General features: G+C 44.2%; 15 protein-coding genes. 5 read left to right on the forward strand and 10 right to left on the reverse strand.

Going from position 1 to position 15,979, the window contains the following annotated elements; translation table 11 throughout:
* The first annotated feature begins 1 nt into the window (after position 1).
* Together EDI28_RS15585 and EDI28_RS15590 are read left to right on the forward strand one after the other, a co-directional pair.
* Complete coding sequence (locus tag EDI28_RS15585; RefSeq protein ID WP_128784819.1) at positions 2-1,069, forward strand: 4Fe-4S dicluster domain-containing protein; 1,068 nt, start codon at positions 2-4, stop codon at positions 1,067-1,069.
* Positions 1,062-1,898, forward strand: coding sequence for an FAD/NAD(P)-binding protein (locus tag EDI28_RS15590; protein ID WP_128784820.1), 837 nt, complete (start codon positions 1,062-1,064; stop codon positions 1,896-1,898). The genes EDI28_RS15585 and EDI28_RS15590 overlap by 8 nt, the downstream gene beginning before the upstream one ends.
* A gap of 50 nt (positions 1,899-1,948) precedes the next feature.
* On the opposite strand, the gene EDI28_RS15595 is transcribed toward EDI28_RS15590, so the two are convergent.
* The 3 genes from EDI28_RS15595 to EDI28_RS15605 all read right to left on the reverse strand — a co-directional run bounded on the left by EDI28_RS15595 (position 1,949) and on the right by EDI28_RS15605 (position 6,813).
* Positions 1,949-4,480, reverse strand: coding sequence for an Ig-like domain-containing protein (locus EDI28_RS15595; RefSeq protein WP_128784821.1), 2,532 nt, complete (start codon positions 4,478-4,480; stop codon positions 1,949-1,951).
* A 424-nt stretch (positions 4,481-4,904) separates the two neighbouring features.
* Positions 4,905-5,264, reverse strand: coding sequence for a hypothetical protein (locus EDI28_RS15600; RefSeq protein WP_128784822.1), 360 nt, complete (start codon positions 5,262-5,264; stop codon positions 4,905-4,907).
* A 619-nt stretch (positions 5,265-5,883) separates the two neighbouring features.
* Positions 5,884-6,813 (reverse strand): LysR family transcriptional regulator, encoded by a 930-nt coding sequence (locus EDI28_RS15605; RefSeq protein WP_128784823.1) that lies wholly within the window; start codon positions 6,811-6,813, stop codon positions 5,884-5,886.
* 85 nt (positions 6,814-6,898) lie between these two features.
* Between EDI28_RS15605 and EDI28_RS15610 the strand changes: the two genes are divergently transcribed.
* A complete protein-coding gene (locus EDI28_RS15610; RefSeq protein ID WP_128784824.1) occupies positions 6,899-7,267 on the forward strand; it encodes a DoxX family protein in 369 nt (122 codons plus the stop codon).
* 114 nt (positions 7,268-7,381) lie between these two features.
* Entirely contained in the window at positions 7,382-8,101 is a 720-nt protein-coding gene (locus EDI28_RS15615; RefSeq protein ID WP_128784825.1) for an SDR family NAD(P)-dependent oxidoreductase, read from the forward strand.
* Positions 8,102-8,197: 96 nt separating this feature from the next.
* Here the strand turns inward: EDI28_RS15615 and trxC are convergent, their stop codons facing one another.
* The 7 genes from trxC to EDI28_RS15650 all read right to left on the reverse strand — a co-directional run bounded on the left by trxC (position 8,198) and on the right by EDI28_RS15650 (position 14,744).
* Positions 8,198-8,635, reverse strand: a complete 438-nt coding sequence (trxC, locus tag EDI28_RS15620) for a thioredoxin TrxC (protein WP_128784963.1) — start codon at positions 8,633-8,635, stop codon at positions 8,198-8,200.
* A gap of 154 nt (positions 8,636-8,789) precedes the next feature.
* Positions 8,790-8,987 carry a hypothetical protein gene (locus EDI28_RS15625; protein WP_128784826.1) on the reverse strand — a complete coding sequence of 66 codons (198 nt, stop codon included), beginning with the start codon at positions 8,985-8,987 and terminating at the stop codon, positions 8,790-8,792.
* Between the two features lie 378 nt (positions 8,988-9,365).
* A complete protein-coding gene (locus EDI28_RS15630; RefSeq protein ID WP_233353398.1) occupies positions 9,366-10,391 on the reverse strand; it encodes a hypothetical protein in 1,026 nt (341 codons plus the stop codon).
* 31 nt (positions 10,392-10,422) lie between these two features.
* Positions 10,423-11,685, reverse strand: a complete 1,263-nt coding sequence (locus EDI28_RS15635) for a cytochrome-c peroxidase (RefSeq protein WP_128784827.1) — start codon at positions 11,683-11,685, stop codon at positions 10,423-10,425.
* Entirely contained in the window at positions 11,669-12,082 is a 414-nt protein-coding gene (locus EDI28_RS15640) for a FixH family protein (RefSeq protein ID WP_128784828.1), read from the reverse strand. The genes EDI28_RS15635 and EDI28_RS15640 overlap by 17 nt, the downstream gene beginning before the upstream one ends.
* 255 nt (positions 12,083-12,337) lie before the next feature.
* Entirely contained in the window at positions 12,338-13,066 is a 729-nt protein-coding gene (dhaM, locus tag EDI28_RS15645) for a dihydroxyacetone kinase phosphoryl donor subunit DhaM (protein WP_128784829.1), read from the reverse strand.
* Between the two features lie 232 nt (positions 13,067-13,298).
* Positions 13,299-14,744: a catalase gene (locus EDI28_RS15650; RefSeq protein ID WP_128784830.1), complete on the reverse strand. Its 1,446-nt coding sequence runs from the start codon at positions 14,742-14,744 to the stop codon at positions 13,299-13,301.
* A gap of 223 nt (positions 14,745-14,967) precedes the next feature.
* Here EDI28_RS15650 and EDI28_RS15655 point away from each other — a divergent pair, with 223 nt between their 5' ends.
* On the forward strand, positions 14,968-15,963 hold the full coding sequence (locus EDI28_RS15655) for a SphA family protein (protein ID WP_164918574.1): 996 nt from the start codon (positions 14,968-14,970) through the stop codon (positions 15,961-15,963).
* Positions 15,964-15,979: the final 16 nt, after the last annotated feature.

A 15,979-nucleotide genomic window follows, 5' to 3' on the forward strand; every position in this document is an offset into this window, starting at 1 on the left:
CATGCAGCAGTACTTGCTTGAGTCACTTTATGAGCTGCAATCACATTTGTCCCATTCACGCCTGTTCTATCAGGTGGTTGACAATGACGGTGATCCCCACTGGCAGCAGATTGAACTAGACGAAGTTGAGCAGGAAGGCTTTCAGCCATTAACCCACAAAATGCCACAGAGCTCCGCCAAGGGCTTCTTTTTTGCCGAGCAGGAACCGCTGTATGTTTTCGACGGCCAATTCTTTCGTGAAACACTACCCAAGCCCGATCCCTTTGTGCTTTTTGGTGTGCTGAGCTGTGACTTGATGGCTATTCACTATCAGGATATTTTTTTTGAACAAGATCCTTACTATCAGGCGCGTCGCCAGCAGGGATTGTTAGTGGGTATTGATTGTGTACAACCTTGCAAAGAAGGCTTCTGTTACTTGGTCAATGCCGGACCGGGTGTCCGGGATGAAACGGCTGATCTGATTTTGCATCCGCTCACAGATGGCCGCTGGTTGCTGGTGGCTATTACGGCATTGGGTAAAGAGTCAATTCATGGCTTAACGCTCACACCTGCCTCTGCGCACGAGATCAGTTTACGCTGGGATAATTTGAGCCATTGCGAGCAGCAGTTTGAGGATCATTCGTATATTAGTGAGGGGATCAATAAGCTCAATGCGGATCTCATACCGCCTTCCTTTTGGCAACAAGTCGGTGTCCAATGCCTAGGATGTTCCGGTTGTACGACACTGTGTCCGACGTGTTCTTGTTATGGTACTCACAGTCAGCCGATCGGGGCGTCAGAAAGTAAAGCTATTCAAAATAACAAAGCCGGTCAAGATAACCAAGCGAGCCAGCATGTGCGTTTTTGGGACTCATGCTTATATGAAGGGTTCCAGCGTGAAGCCAGTTTTCATAATCCGGCCGAACAGGCCGGTGAGCGGGTTAAGCGTTTCTGGTACCACAAGTTCAGTGACGATTTTCTTCCTGAATTTGGCCGATATGGCTGTGTGGGTTGTGGCCGTTGCGAACGAGCCTGCCCAGGCGTTATTGGTGTTCATTCGATTATGAGGAGGATCGTCGACGATGCATAACCTCACGCCTTCAGCTGTACAGCTCGTTGATTTTTATGACGATGGCGAGCACACGCGGCATTTTCATTTCCGGTTACTGGAAGAGCCTGAAATCACCACTCACGAACATCATGCCAAGTGGCGACACACCCAGACCGGGCAGTTTTTCATGCTCAGCGTCCCAACTTTTGGTGAAGCGCCTTTTAGCTTCACCGAAGTACCTGATGAAAATGGTTATTTTCGTGCTTTGATCCGCCGTATGGGAGCGGTGACATCTGAATTGTTTGAGTTAGAGGCGGGTCAGATATTGGGTGCTCGAGGCCCGTTTGGTGCTGGTTGGCCTATGGATGAGATTGCTAATAAGCGGATACTGGCCATCGGTGGCGGTTGTGGTCTGGCACCCTTGGTGAGTGTGGTTAATCAACTTATTGAACACCAAAACTATACTCAGTTATCGCTTATCTATGGTGCCCGTTCACGGCAAACGCAGATGTTAAATCCGGAGCGAGAACGCTGGCAACACATTATTCCGGTATACAACACCATTGAAGAGGGGGGAGTCAATGGCGGTGACAATGAATACATGGGAACGCCAAGTGATATTCTCCCAACGGTGTTGGACAGCTTCGGCGAGCTACCGGAGATTGTGCTGTTGGCTGGCCCCGAGGCGATGATGTACTCGCTGGCGGAGTATTTGGTTGCCTATGGTATTTCCGACCACACTATTTATTTGTCCATTGAACGGCGGATGCATTGCGCAGTAGGAACCTGTGGTCACTGCTATATGGAGAGCAAATACGCTTGTACAGACGGCCCGACATTTCGCTGGGATCAATTGCCGAAAAACTAAAAAAGGGCTACAAGCGTAGCCCTAAGTCGTTATTGTGTATCCGTCGTATTTTATTGTGCAGGCGTCGGTTCGACAGGCTGCTCAGGAGTAACGGGTTCTTCGGGTACTACAGGCTCTTCAGGAACAACAGGTTCTTCAGGTGTTACTGGCTCTTCAGGTTGCTCTACAACCTTAGGTTCGCGCATCTGAAGTTGCCAGTATTGTGTCTTAGTTGAATTACCTTCTTGGCTTATTACAATGGTATCACCAAGGTTGTACAGCTTGTTGGAGTTATCTGTATATGCTGGCAGCGCATACATATACTTATCGCTTGACCATTGGCCATGCTCATCACGTACGGCGGTACCTTTGTTAAAGATGGTAATCGACTCATTGGGTACATCAGCGTTGTTGACGGTGTATTGTGCGCCATCTTGTAAGCTAACAAGGCGAGCGTAATAGCCCTCTAGTGTCTTGCCACGTTGAGTTAGGCGTTTATGGCTTACTTGTTGTTCTATAATACCCTCAACCTCCACATCAATGATTTCAGCGACGTCATACACATAATCACCCGCTTTATTTGTAACGCCGGCAGCACTAAATGCGATGTGTCCATCTGGTTTACGGTAAGCGACGGCATAAACATCAGAGGTTCCTCGAACATAACCTTCTGAAAAAAGGTGTAACTTCGGCAGTTCGGCAATAGAATCCCACAGCCAATAACCGATGCCATCCCACTCGCCAACTTTCGCAACCATACAGCCTGCACCAGAGTTTTTTATGTCGTTTGCAATAGCAAAGCTCATGGTTTCGACACTACGACAGAAGTATTCGGCATCGCCAGGTATCACCAACTCTTGAGTGGTGATTTGTTGCGTTACCAAATCGAAGGTCCTTAACACTGGGCTGTCTTTGGTATCTAAAACGGCTATTTGACTCTTGTTCGACGGCGTTTGAATTCGTTCGCCAGGCATTGGGGCTTTTTCTTCCCATGTTCCCGTTTCGAAGTGGTAAATATGAGGTATTTCTCCTTTTGTGTAATGCTGGTTAGTAACAACAAAGTCCCCGTTTGGCGTGAAGGCAAAGCTATCCGCAGTCATATTAACAGTTGAATTCGGGTAATTTGCCAATGGTATTTCTGTCAGGCTGCCGTCACTCAACTTATAGCGGTAAGCGAGTTGGCTATCAGCGGCTGCTCTGTTTGTGCTGTCTATTAGCAGGAAAATATAGCCATAGTAATCGTGAATAATTCCATTTCTTATTAACTCATGCTGGCTATCATATTCATCCTTGGAAGCGGCTAGTACAAGAGCAGGGGTCGATTCGCCTTTTGATGTTACCTTGGTTAAATAGATACCATCTTGTTCAGCGCCTTCGACCTGCCAGAAACGATATAGCGTATTGCCGCTCTGTATCGCCTGAACAACCGTTACGGTTTGGCCTGCTGGTGGGTTTCCATCCAAGTAGTGCCATTGGTATACGTCAGCGTTGTCAAGTACGTTGACCTTTAAGTTAATCATTGTAGGGGAATCGTCAATATCTGTGATTGCACCTAACTCGGCAAAGATTTGCTGTAGTTCTACTGGTACATTTAGAATTTCTAATTTGTCTTTACCAGAACGTACAGCATGGATACGATCGCTGTCTTTGTCTATTTCTGCTATCTGAATACCAGACGGATCCCATCGATCCCCAAATCCATAAGATTCAAAATTCAAGCCATGCTCGGTAGCGGTAAATACATGCTCAACGCCATTTGAGCGGGTAAATGTAAACCCATATTCAAGAATGTCCCCTTCTGTAAGTGTCAGCACGCCATCAACAAAACTCGGTGTTGAACTAACTATTTTCGGATAAGTTACTGTTACGGTTTCTTCAAGTGTAAAACCTTGATAGGTCGCGGTAACCACTGACTGACCTTCCGCGATGCCGGTAGCCACCCCATTTTCATCGATAGTTAGGAACTCTGGGTTGCTGCTGGTCCAAATAACCTCGTCGGTAATGACACTGACGCTACCGTCATTAAACTCACCGTTGAGTGACAATTGTATGGTTTCTTCACGTGAAATAATGCCGTTAGGTAAGTTCAAACTTACGCTAATTATTTTCGCAATTACATCAAATTGTTGTTTTGCAGTGAGATCACCCAAAGTGGCAGTAACCGTTGCAGTACCTACACCTTTGCTGAGGAAGCGACCGTTGCCTAAGGATTCAATAGTTTCAGGGTTGCTTGACGTCCATTCGGCTTCATTGCTGAAGTCGACTAAATAATCATTTTGATGTACGCCTTGGGCAGTAACTTTCCATTCGTCATGTAGCAGTTGTTGACGATGAATAGAATCAAAGCGTAATGATGCCAGTACCGCCGCTTCAGAATCAAAAGTAACCTCATCGAAAGAGCCTTTATATTCAGCTTTAAGTGTTATAGTTCCTGCACTGTTAACTTGTAGCTGCCCACCATTAACTCTTGTCAGTGCTTTTTCAGGACTTATTGAATATGTTGCAAGGCCACTAACATCGGATGAAGTGTCGTCAGACCAAAATGCTTTAATTGATGGGCTGAGTAAATCGCCAACACTTACTTTCTGAGAGATTCCACTCATAGTGAGGCGCTTGACAAAAGCGGCATCAGGATCGAGAGGTCCTTCAGCTACAACGTAATTATGTTTTGTTTTCCACGCGTTAATGTCTTCAAAACGGTGTGATTCTTGCTCTACAAACCATGTGTCGGAAAATAAGGTATCCCATGCAAGCTTGTAAGGTTTAGTATTTGCTTTATACCAATCTTGCCATGTTGGATCACTAAGTACTGCTCGCAACCAAGCTGTACTGTTTTTAAAACCTGCTAATTTTGCAGAATGATCAATAACAGACTTTAAGCCAACACCATAACGAACAACCACCAGTTCTGTGAAATTGCTATCAAGTTGTTGATAAGAATTCTATTCAGCTGCTGTGACGAAATTATTTTTATCTTCGTCAGCAACGACGTATTCGACCGTTGAAAAGTTTGTAATCAGTGCTTGATTAGTTTTTTTTAAAAGCTTCCGCCAAACTCGTTCCGGAGAATTGATAAAGGATAATGTCACTGCGCTGAGCATGATATGTGATTGGCTGGGATTTGATTTTGTCAAACTCTGCAACAGAAATTGAAGCATTTACAGAGTACTTACCATTTACATCTGTTTTTCCTGATGCGAGAAGGTTGTGTCCGGCATATACAGAAACCGTGGTATCAGCCATTGGACCATCGTATACCGTTCCGCTAAACGTTATTGTATTTTGTGGTGCTTGTTTTCCGACTTCAGTTTTAGTTTCTGAATCAGAACCCCCACAAGCAGTCAACATCACAATGAGTGGGACACTCATCAAAATAGGCTTATGCATTCGTTATCCTTAATGATTTACACGCTATATTTTTTGAATGTTATTAACTTCAAAAAATACTACTTTCTTACACGGGTTTTTAGTTTTACTTTTAACTAAAAACAAAGTTAACTGTTGTTTTTTTATTAATATTGACCTCGTGGTCCATATCAAAATCAACAATGCGGCAGGAGGTTAAGTTTAGCGTGGAGATAATTCAAGCTCTTATTTTTTTGCGAATTTCAATGATCGCAACATCAATGGATGTAATGTGGTTATTGATGTTTTGATATTTAGTGTTAATTGTCAGTCAGTTTGGGTTTTACTTTAAACTCTTTAATATCAATTGCTTGTGTTCTTATCTGTATGTGTTTGATAATGATAAAATATAAGTGTCAAGGTGGTTTTTAAAACTGATGATTATATAATTCATTAATGGTTATGTCTTATTGAGATTTATTTATCGGTTTTTGGGATGATGTTTTTATTTTAAAGTATAGGAGTCTATACATGTTATTTATGGAAAATATAAATAACAATTGCGTTCTCAGTGAGAACTCAGTCTAAATTATTTTTATGCATTTATTGTACAAAATTCTCACCAGAAGTATTTAATGCTTTATGGTTGCAATTAAAATGTTTATATATTGTTATCTGTATGTTGGGTGTTTTTAAAAAGATTATCTACTTTATCTCGAACCCACTTATGTAATTGATCATTATGATGCCTTTCATGCCAAACACTTTTTATTGTTAAAGAGGGTAAAGGAAAAGGGCATTTTTTCATTTTGAGCCCGAAGCATCGCTGCCCTTGCTTGGCGATTGATTCAGGTAGAATCGCTATCAACCTAGAGTGCGGCAGTAATGTGAGTTGTAGATTAAGGCTTTCTACATAGAGGCCTATCTGGCGGGGGGGGAGCCCTTCTTTTTCACCATATAAGGTAACGGGATCGTCTTTGTCATCGATCAGGCTGGATTTGATATGCGGATAGCTAAAAAGGGCGTCGCTGCTCCAATTTTCGAGAATAGGGTGTTGGTTATCAACTAGGCTGACGAGTTCTTCATTTATGAGGCGTTTCTGTATAAATCGTGGGTTGGCCTTTATACCAGAACCAATGATCATATCTAACTCGCCATTGTCTAACTTTGAGTAACTGTTGCTGTCCAGCATTTTCAAGTCAAAAACAATGTGCGGGGCTTCGGTATTAATAGCCTCGATGGCTCTGGATAAATAGCTTGCAACGAGAAAGTCATGAGTGTGAATTCTGAAACGGCGTTGAGTTGTAGAAAGATCCAAAGACTTAGGCGTAAACAAAGTCTCTATTTCATCAAGTATGAAACGAAGTTTGTCTGACTGGTCGAGCGCATAATTGGTAGGTTCAAGCCCCTTGGCGTTGCGAATAAAAAGTGGATCGTCAAAAGCAGCCCTTAGCCGGGTAAGGGTATGACTCATGGCTGATTGGCTGACATTCATTTTTGCTGCTGCCCGCCCTACGTGCCGTTCATCTAACAAGGCGCGCAGTGACTTCAGTAAGTTGAGGTCAATTTTAGAAATATTATTATCATTCATAATGGTTATCGATAGTAATCACTACCATTTATAATGTTCGGATCTTAAGCTCTTTTCAACCCCCCGATTAAAAACGAAGAGCACGATGAATACCTTTCTTACAGTAGTAATTGCATTGCTTTCGGCATTTTTCTTATTTGCTAGCTCAATCAAGTTATTTGGTTGGCAGAAAATGATATTCGATAAGCAGCTAGTGTTTTTTCACTCTTACGGATTGAATCGCCAGGTCATGGTGGTTGTCGGGCTCGCTGAGCTATTTGGTGGCCTTGCTATTTGGTTTCAAAGTAGCCTTTTCGGCACACTTGGAGCTCTGGCTTTGCTGGGAACCTCTCTGGGGGCCATCATCTGCCATCTTCGGTTTGATACCTGGAAGGATGGTATTCCTGCGATGATCACATTGTCTCTCTCAAGCATGATTGTATATTTTTCTCTGCAGGGAGCGTCGTGGTTGTAAATCTGTTTTTGCTTTTAATGCAAAACATCATTGCGTGTAGGCGCATTGTTAGCCAGCCTCATTATTAATAGTATCAATGGTGACAGCGTAAGAGCTTCATATATAGGAATAATAATGACGACCAATGTAATAAGAACAGCAACAGTTGCAGCGTGTTTTTCAGTTACTGCTCAGGAGATAATTCGACAGCTAGTTGAATCAGGTACTCAGGTTGTTGGCTATGGCCGCAAGGGAGATGAGCAGCGCGCAATAGAACTAGAGAGCCAATATGATGGAAAATTAACGGTTTTACTAGGTGACTTAGCTGCAGAAGAAGACAGCCAACAACTTGTGGCTCAAGCTTTGGATATTTTGGGTGGAGCAATAGATGTTCACTACCACTGTTCTGGGGTCTATTCTTGGAACCGTTGGGAGGACGTTCCGGCAGTTGAAGTTGAACGTTTGTTCAATGCTAACTTTACAACGGCGTGGACACTTGGGCGTGAAATATTTGCGGCAATGAAGCCAAGAGGAAAAGGTGCGATCATGTTTGTATCAGCTCGAGATACAATCCGTAATGTACCGTGTGGCTTCGGGCCATACATGGCTTCTAAGCTTGCTCTTAACGGGCTGGTAGAAAGCCTTGCAGCTGAAGGCGTTCAGCATGGAATTAAGGTTAATGCGGTGTTGCCGACGATTATGGATACTGATGTCAATCGTCAAGCGATGCCTGATATTGATCACACCAGCTGGATTGATCCTGCTCAGTTAGCGGAGATCATGATTGATTTGACTCAGCCTTCAAAGACGAACCTATCGGGAGCACTGATACCCGTACAGGGGAAAATGCTGTAAACACCTAAAGGTGTCCTAAGTACAAAACCAATGTATTGACAGTAGATGGATACTTGCTGTGTAGTATCCACCTATTCAAAATGCGAACGAAGGGTATTAAGCAGAGGTCAATGCTTGGTTCAGCCACTGGTTAAACTGGCCCTTTGGAAGCGCACCATTGATGCTGTCGACAACTTGGCCGTTTTTGAACACCATAACAGTTGGAATAGAACGAATACGATACTGAGCGGCGAGTGCCTGCTGGGCTTCGGTATCAATTTTTACGAAGCGGATATCACCCTCTCTTTCTGCGGCAACATCTTCGAAAATTGGCGCGAAGCCAACACAGGGGTTACACCAGGGAGCCCAGAAATCAACAACAACGGCCTTGTCGCCTTGGATCAGCGACAGAAAGTTATCTGTTGTGCCTTCAACGGGCTTTCCGTCCAATAGTTTGTCTTTGCACGCGCCACAAGAGGCGATGTCATTAACTCGTTCGGTTGGGATACGGTTAAGTGCCTTGCAGTGCGGGCAACGGGTAGTCATAGTGGTCATCATTGCGTTCCATTGAAAGTCTTTGGCAATAATGTAACGACTACCCCTAGAATAGAAAAGCCGGAATAATAGATTGATGCGATAGATTGTTTCTATCAAGCTACAGCACCAGCTATCGTTGTACCTTAACTGACCTCTTTAAAGTGCTTACGTGTTAGTGAATTAACCCCAACTCCTTTGCTTCGGCGATGGTAAGGCCACTGTCGCGAATGTCGCGAAGCATCTCAATACGGCGTCTTGCCTCTGCTTTTTGGCGTTTGCACTGTGCTATGTTTGAAGCGGTTTCATCTTTGTAATCCCACTTCGAAGCAACATCTGCAATCTCTGTGTGGTCGATAGAGTTGATAGACACAATTACCTCCTAAAGAAACCCTGCGTCAAATTCAACTTATCTTTACCAAATGAATTCGGAAGAGTTAAGACGATAAAATCCACTTTGTGACACATCGCATAATAGTGCAAATTGTATGAAAACATGCTTTGAATCAGCCGCGTTTGGGAGTACCTTTGACTGTTCCAGCTCAGAAGAAATGACGGTGGCAGATCAAAGTTTTTGCTTACACGTGTTTCGTTTTATTCATCTCTTTTTTGTGCCATTTTTGCCTCATTTCTCTTTGTTGTATTAAAGAGATAAAAACTATATATATTAAACATTTATCAGTTTTTTCGTTCGTTTTTGGAAAGAGTCATTTTTTTGTGGCTCCTCGTTGCATATCTGAAATGTCTTTCCTTAATATTCATTGTGCTTATGGCTGTCCCCCTTCGCAGTTACAGAGCTTCCCCCCTCCAAAAACAAGATGAAGAGTATTGTGAAAATCGGCATATGTCCGACAAGCTCCTCCAAACCAGAAAGCAAAAAAGTTGTCGTGAATATAGCCAGCAATAGTGCGTAAATAATTCGGTTGGCAAGATTGGCAATCAGAAGTAGCCCGATAATCGTTTCACTGATCCCGACAAACAATACGAAATGAAGGTTGCTGATCTGGGGCAGGTTCAGTAGCGGGAAGAAATTGTAGTAGTCGTTCTGGTCGATGAATGCCAAAGCCATACCAGGAAGCATGAGCTTGTTGTGAATCCCCAGCTCCAATAGCTGAAGCCCAAGGCCTATCCGAATCAGATGAACGGCGATTCTGCGCCATTGGTCTTTATTCTTCCCCCATGATTTACAGAGGCTATAGTCATTTCGGTTAAGGCTGGGGCCAATAAAGATCAGCGAGAGGCCGACAAACAAGAACTCGAACACATAATCCAGCGCGATAAAAAAAGGGAAAAAAAGTAGTAGTGCTATGGAGGTGAGTACAATCGCAACGCCCGTGAAGCTAACCGAGATAGCCATAATCACAATAGCTGTTGCTTGGATGATGACGCCATACAAAGCAAACTGAGGTGAAAGGTAGAGGTTTGGAGCAAGGAATTCACCCTGCAATAAATTGACCGCGAGATAGCAATTAAGAATTAGTACCAGGAAGTACCATAACCAGGGATGGGGCGTTACGACAGGGTGGGTTAAACCGACCTTCAATGGGTGGGGGAGAATTGGAACACGGGTGAATAGAGCGGCAAGTGCAAAAAGACTGAGTGTGGTGAGTGTAATGCCCAGAGCAATGGTATCGAAGGGAAGGCTGACGTCCGGGTTTGTGCCGTCGGCGATAAACCACCTTACGTGGGCATAACTAGGTTGGCTAAAACAAAGGAGAGCCAAGCAGGCCGTGACCTGTGGGCATGCTTTAACCAGTCCTAATTTCATGTTTATCATTTTATGTATCCTCCCAAAGGATAACGTTGGATTATTTTGTTGGTTCATTGCTGACATCTGAAGTTAGCGTCAAGAGAAATGCTTCGAGTTGGTTGAGTTGGTAGGGCAATAATTTCAATGGTGTTAAGTCTGAATGTGCCCCGAAAGGTGCTGCGGCACGGTTGTAGTAGTGGAGAACGTCTTTAATAGTGCTAAATTGTCCTGCATGCATATAAGGGGCTGTCGCTGAAATATTTCTCAAACTAGGTACTTTTGTTGCTCCTATGAGTTCTGCAGTGGCTCTCTTGCTATAGATCAACTCTCTACATTGCGCTGAATGGCTATCGCTATACCGGCCAAGGCAATTGAAGGGATCGGCCAAAGCGACCTCAATGCCTTGCCAGCGCCCTAGTTGTGCATTAGGGAGTGGTGTCGGGACTGTTGTCGCGTGAAAGTCTCCATTAGAGAGTAATGGTCCGTTATGGCAACGGAGACATTGTCCTTGCTCGCTGATGAAAATTCTTAGTCCTGCAATTTCGTTCGCGTTTAGAAGGGGAACTTGAATATTCGCAGACTTTTTTGTTGAGGCACTGAGTTGATCGATATAGCGATCAAACCGGGTATCCTGGGGCCACAAGGTTGCCTGATAAGCGGCAAGAGATTTTCCTATATTCGCGAAAACACGGTTAATAGCGTTTTGTGTGTACGTATCTAGCTGTTGCCATTGCTCTTGTTCAGCAAGGTGTTGACTGTTCGGAGATGCTTGTTCAGGCAGTAATGTATTGACTAGCTGCGTGGGGATGAGACCAAATGTATCTTGGTAAAGAAGCGGATACTGCTTGATAATGTGCTGAGCATATTGAGTACGTGTGCCACCGTGTTCAATATGATTTTCGAGAGGTTTTAAGGCTTGGGCCCATAGGCTATCAGCACTACCATCAAGCATGAACCAATTGAAACTGGCGACACCGAGTAATGATGGAACCTGCTTGCTTATAGATATGTCGCTGTTATGCGTTAAGGTAAAATAGTGCTCTGGCTGGTGGCAGCTAGCGCAAGCAATTTGCTTCGATCGGCTTAATTGAGTATCAATAAAGAGCTGTTGACCAAGCATAGCGGCCTGTGCGTTGTGGAAGTATTTGTTCGAGGGGTCACTTACCTCCCATTTACTTGGAAGCCGTAAACTACGGAGAATTGCTAATTCTTCCTGAGTCCAGTTCATTTCTGTAGACACTGGTTTATTTATTGTTAGGAAGAAAAACAATATTGCCGTAGTAGATATTATGGCTAATGATATTTTAGTTTGAGTTGACATGATCTATATCAATTTTTATTATTTGATGAAATTGATCGCTTTCATTAATACCTGTGAGTTCTATTTGCCATTTCCCATACATATTAAATTTGACACCATCAATGATGTATTTTCCTGGTTCTGTTTCTTCTGTTAATCGAGGCTGTGTTGGTAAGCCATGCTTGTGAGCCGGCATACCTCCGTCGACTGAAAATTGTAAGCCTTGGACTGGTTGTCCTGACGGATCATTAATCGCAATAATCCAAGATTGTATTTGATTCAATCGGATAGGAGGGTCGGTAGGTGATGTGCTGATATTATACTGAGACGTTTGTACGGTAACAGGCAGTAAAGTGCCAGCTAACAAAGGATTATTTACTAACAATAGTAAAGTTATTACTACATATTTAATTAACACAGTGACCTAGCTCTTAGATTGGTGATGTTTAGATTTTGAGTATTGTTTTTAAAATATTCCTTATCAAGCTCAGCATTAAGAAAACCATGATAAATATGTGGTAAAGGAGTTGGAAGTTAATGTCTGATTATATAAATTAATACGATTATCATTTTAAATTAGGTATTCACTATGTTTCTTTGTGCTTACTTATATAACTGTGATCGATGACTGTGACGGTTGATCGGGTAGGGTAGTTTGGGGATACCTAAGTACTTAGATAAGGTTGCTTTTGAAAGTGTTCTTTAAGGTTTCAATGACTTTTTCTGCATCCTCGCCAAGAACCGAGAAGACTAGCGTATCGTTGTGTTGGATGTTTAGCGACATTAGTTTGTTGATACTTTTGGCATCGACGGACTTGCCTGCTTTTGCGAGCCATATCTGAGCGTTGAAAGAACGAAGTGTGGCGGCAAGTACGGCGGCAGGACGAACATGGAGCCCGTGGGGTTGATCTGCCGTACATGAAAAGATGTGTAGTTCTTGATGGTTGGTATTTGTTGCTGTCGTTTCGCGTTGTGGTTCTTCCTGTCGTAGTGGCTGACCAAGCGCTTGGCTTTTGGCGGATAGGGCGTTCATGGCCTCGGTGGCGACTGCATCCAGTGACAAGCCTGATGCTGCCGAGGCACTGGCAACAATACAACCTTCGACAAGCGGCGCAGCACAGATTTTAATTGTTTGGCCTTGTATGGGATCCATGAGATCAAGTGCCGTTTCCGCGCTAAGGATTGCGCTGCCCAGATCCACCATGACTAGTACGCCGTCGTCTGAATACACTTCCTCTATAGCATTCATTACGGCAATAGCATCGGTTCCTATAGGGTTTACAGGATCATCAATACCTGCGGCAATGGCTATGTTGACTTTGCCTTGGGTTACCTGTGAAGCAAGATCTAACAGCCCTTGTGCAAGCTTCAGGCTATGGGAAACAATGACAATACTGACCATGGTTTAAAAGTTACCAGCCTCTGCATAGGGTGCTATCAATGCGTTTGATAAAGTAGCTGATCATTGTCTTCATTGCGGGCTTCCTATCAGAGTATCTGTCTGTTTATGTTAGTAGACAGCGGTTAGATTTGTTCGAATATCATGATGAATAGAGGCTCCATTGAGGAGCCTCTATTAGATGTTATAACTGAGAATATTTGGTTGAGCGTTAGTGCTGCTTTCTAGGTTGGAGCTAGTCGATTTTAATACTGAGGCCTTTTGCTAGGGCAATGCCTAACGCTTTGTCTGCTTTCAAAAAGTGTTCCACTTGCTGTTTTTTGATTTGCTTATTATCTACCTCGCTCATTGACGCAACGATGTTGCCAATAAGCCGTTGTTGTTGAGCGGGATCCATCAAGCGGAATAGGTTGCCCGGCTGGCTGTAGTAATCATCATCATAGTCTCTGAAATTGAAGTGCAGGGCTTCTCGCTCCAGTCTCAATGCCGGTTCTGCATCGTGACTCGGGACATAGCTATTGTGATGATTTGGGGCATAGTTCAGATTTTCACCACCATTGTCGTCGGTGCGCATACTCCCGTCACGGTGGGTAGTATTGACCGAAGGTTTGGGTTTATTTACCGGCAACTGGCCATGGTTTACCCCGAGGCGGTAGCGCTGGGTGTCACCATAGGAAAATAGGCGGCCTTGCAGCATACGATCTGACGAGTAACCAATGCCCGGCACGATATTGGCAGGGGTAAAGGCAGCTTGCTCTACCTCGGCAAAGTAGTTCTCGGGGTTACGGTTGAGTTCCAGTGTGCCCACATCGATTAACGGGAAGTCGCCATGGGGCCAGACTTTGGTGAGATCGAATGGGTGTATGGTGTACTCGCTGGCTTGCTTTTCGGTCATGACCTGGACTTTGACATCCCAGCGAGGAAATTGTCCGTCCTCGATACTCATAAACAGATCGGCCTGAGAAGACTCCCGGCTTTTGCCCACTACGCTGGCCGCTTCTTCATCGGTATAGTAGCGATGGCCCTGTTGCGTCTTGAAGTGGAACTTAACGTAACAACGCTCATTGCTTTTACTGATGAAACTGAAGGTGTGGCTACCGTAGCCATTGATATGACGATAATCAGTAGGAATGCCTCGGTCGCTGAATAGGATCATGATTTGGTGGAGCGACTCGGGATGGCGAGACCAAAAATCCCAGGCGGCAGTTGCACTCCGAAGGTTCGTTTTTGGATCACGTTTTTGAGTATGGATAAAGTCAGGAAACTTCAGCGGATCACGAATGAAGAAAACCGGCGTGTTGTTACCGACGAGATCCCAGTTACCGTCATCGGTATAGAACTTGAGGGCGAAACCACGCACATCTCGTTCTGCATCAGCCGCACCTTTCTCTCCGGCTACTGTCGAGAATCGCAATAAGACATCGGTTTGTTTGCCGATGTCAGAAAAAATATCGGCTTTGGTGTATTGGGTTATGTCATGGGTCACCGTGAACGTACCGAATGCCGCAGAGCCTTTGGCGTGTACGACTCGCTCTGGGATACGCTCCCGGTCAAAATGAGCTAGCTTTTCTATAAGCCAGGTATCTTGCAGCAAAATTGGGCCTCTGGCGCCTGCTGTTAGGCTGTTATCGTTATCTATAACAGGAGAACCATTTGCTTGAGTTAATGTTTTCTTTGTCATGGGACAGCTCCTTTTGGGGTCTAAGATAAGGTTAAGCCTGTCCCATTAATTGGTAAAATCAGTAGTTTCTATCTTATCAATAAGCAAAACCACTCAATAGCAAGATAACTGAAACACAAAAGGTTTCCTCTCATTCTCAGTGATGGTTCTCATCAGTAATATTATCGGTGTTTTTTTTATCGTGACTGTAGCCTTCAGGTTTCTGTTGTCTAAGCTTTTTTGTATGTATCCTCAAACAACTCTTAGGGCAGTGTTCCTTTTTCGATGGACGTTATTGGTATTCGTTTTCTGGCTAGTCAGTATGCAGGAGGCGACTCATGCTGAAGAGGCCGGGAGCGGGCACTATGCCCCAGGCTTTCTGGCATCGGCAGTTGATATGACTCCGATAAATGAGGCCTTTGTAGTTCGTGTGAAAACTCTTAACTATGAAGGCTCTTTGGGAAATACAAAGCTGCCAATAGCAGGCCTTGTCGTGACAGAGGCTGATATTGAAACGAGCGAGGTTGCGTTGGAGTTGGTTTGGAACCCAAAAGGCGAGTTCATTGATGGTTGGTCGTACAGTATGGGAGCAACATTTCCTTATGTTTCAATGAAAGTTTCTGCCGAAATTGTTGATGAGTTGGACAATATAGCTTCTGTTTCTCGAAGGGTCACATCAGAGGAAAGTGGTTTTGGTGATCTCATTTTTCAGCCACTGATGTTGTCTCACACTATTGAGCGATATTGGTGGGGAGATTACCGTTTAGCGATTTATGCCCCTACGGGGGAATATGAGATAGGGCGTCTGGCTAATACAGGCAAAAACTACTGGACCCTTAGCCCCACATTGGCATTGATTCATATCGAGCCGGCAATTGGACGAGAATTTTCCGTATTTGGTGGCATTGATTTCAATAGCAACAACAGTGATATCGATTATCAGACAGGTATACAAGCTCATGTTGAGTCGACGTTTGTCCAGAACCTGATCTTATTTGGAGGGTTTACAGGCATCGGAGCCAGCGGCTACTGGTATCGACAGCTTACTGGCGACAGTGGTCGGGGAGCCGTGTTGGGCAAGTTGAAAAGTGAGGCCTTTGGAATAGGTCCTGTTCTAAGCTATCGAACGCAATGGAACAATGCAGAGATATTTTGTGAGCTTAAATGGCTTCATGATATAGAGGCAAGTCAACGCTATGAGGGTGATACCATTTCATTAAAAGTAAGTGCTGAGTATTAGGTTGCAGGCAGATTCT

The sequence above is a fragment of the Photobacterium chitinilyticum genome (assembly GCF_004104355.1).
GTDB lineage: Bacteria > Pseudomonadota > Gammaproteobacteria > Enterobacterales > Vibrionaceae > Photobacterium > Photobacterium chitinilyticum.

Coding starts and splice junctions, on each gene's coding strand:
- EDI28_RS15605 (WP_128784823.1), bottom strand. CDS start 6,813: ATGAATGATAATAATATTTCTAAAATTGACCTCAACTTACTGAAGTCA.
- dhaM (WP_128784829.1), bottom strand. CDS start 13,066: ATGGTCAGTATTGTCATTGTTTCCCATAGCCTGAAGCTTGCACAAGGG.
- EDI28_RS15655 (WP_164918574.1), top strand. CDS start 14,968: ATGTATCCTCAAACAACTCTTAGGGCAGTGTTCCTTTTTCGATGGACG.
- EDI28_RS15585 (WP_128784819.1), top strand. CDS start 2: ATGCAGCAGTACTTGCTTGAGTCACTTTATGAGCTGCAATCACATTTG.
- trxC (WP_128784963.1), bottom strand. CDS start 8,635: ATGACCACTATGACTACCCGTTGCCCGCACTGCAAGGCACTTAACCGT.
- EDI28_RS15630 (WP_233353398.1), bottom strand. CDS start 10,391: ATGATAAACATGAAATTAGGACTGGTTAAAGCATGCCCACAGGTCACG.
- EDI28_RS15615 (WP_128784825.1), top strand. CDS start 7,382: ATGACGACCAATGTAATAAGAACAGCAACAGTTGCAGCGTGTTTTTCA.
- EDI28_RS15590 (WP_128784820.1), top strand. CDS start 1,062: ATGCATAACCTCACGCCTTCAGCTGTACAGCTCGTTGATTTTTATGAC.
- EDI28_RS15650 (WP_128784830.1), bottom strand. CDS start 14,744: ATGACAAAGAAAACATTAACTCAAGCAAATGGTTCTCCTGTTATAGAT.
- EDI28_RS15595 (WP_128784821.1), bottom strand. CDS start 4,480: ATGAGTGGAATCTCTCAGAAAGTAAGTGTTGGCGATTTACTCAGCCCA.
- EDI28_RS15635 (WP_128784827.1), bottom strand. CDS start 11,685: ATGTCAACTCAAACTAAAATATCATTAGCCATAATATCTACTACGGCA.
- EDI28_RS15600 (WP_128784822.1), bottom strand. CDS start 5,264: ATGCATAAGCCTATTTTGATGAGTGTCCCACTCATTGTGATGTTGACT.
- EDI28_RS15610 (WP_128784824.1), top strand. CDS start 6,899: ATGAATACCTTTCTTACAGTAGTAATTGCATTGCTTTCGGCATTTTTC.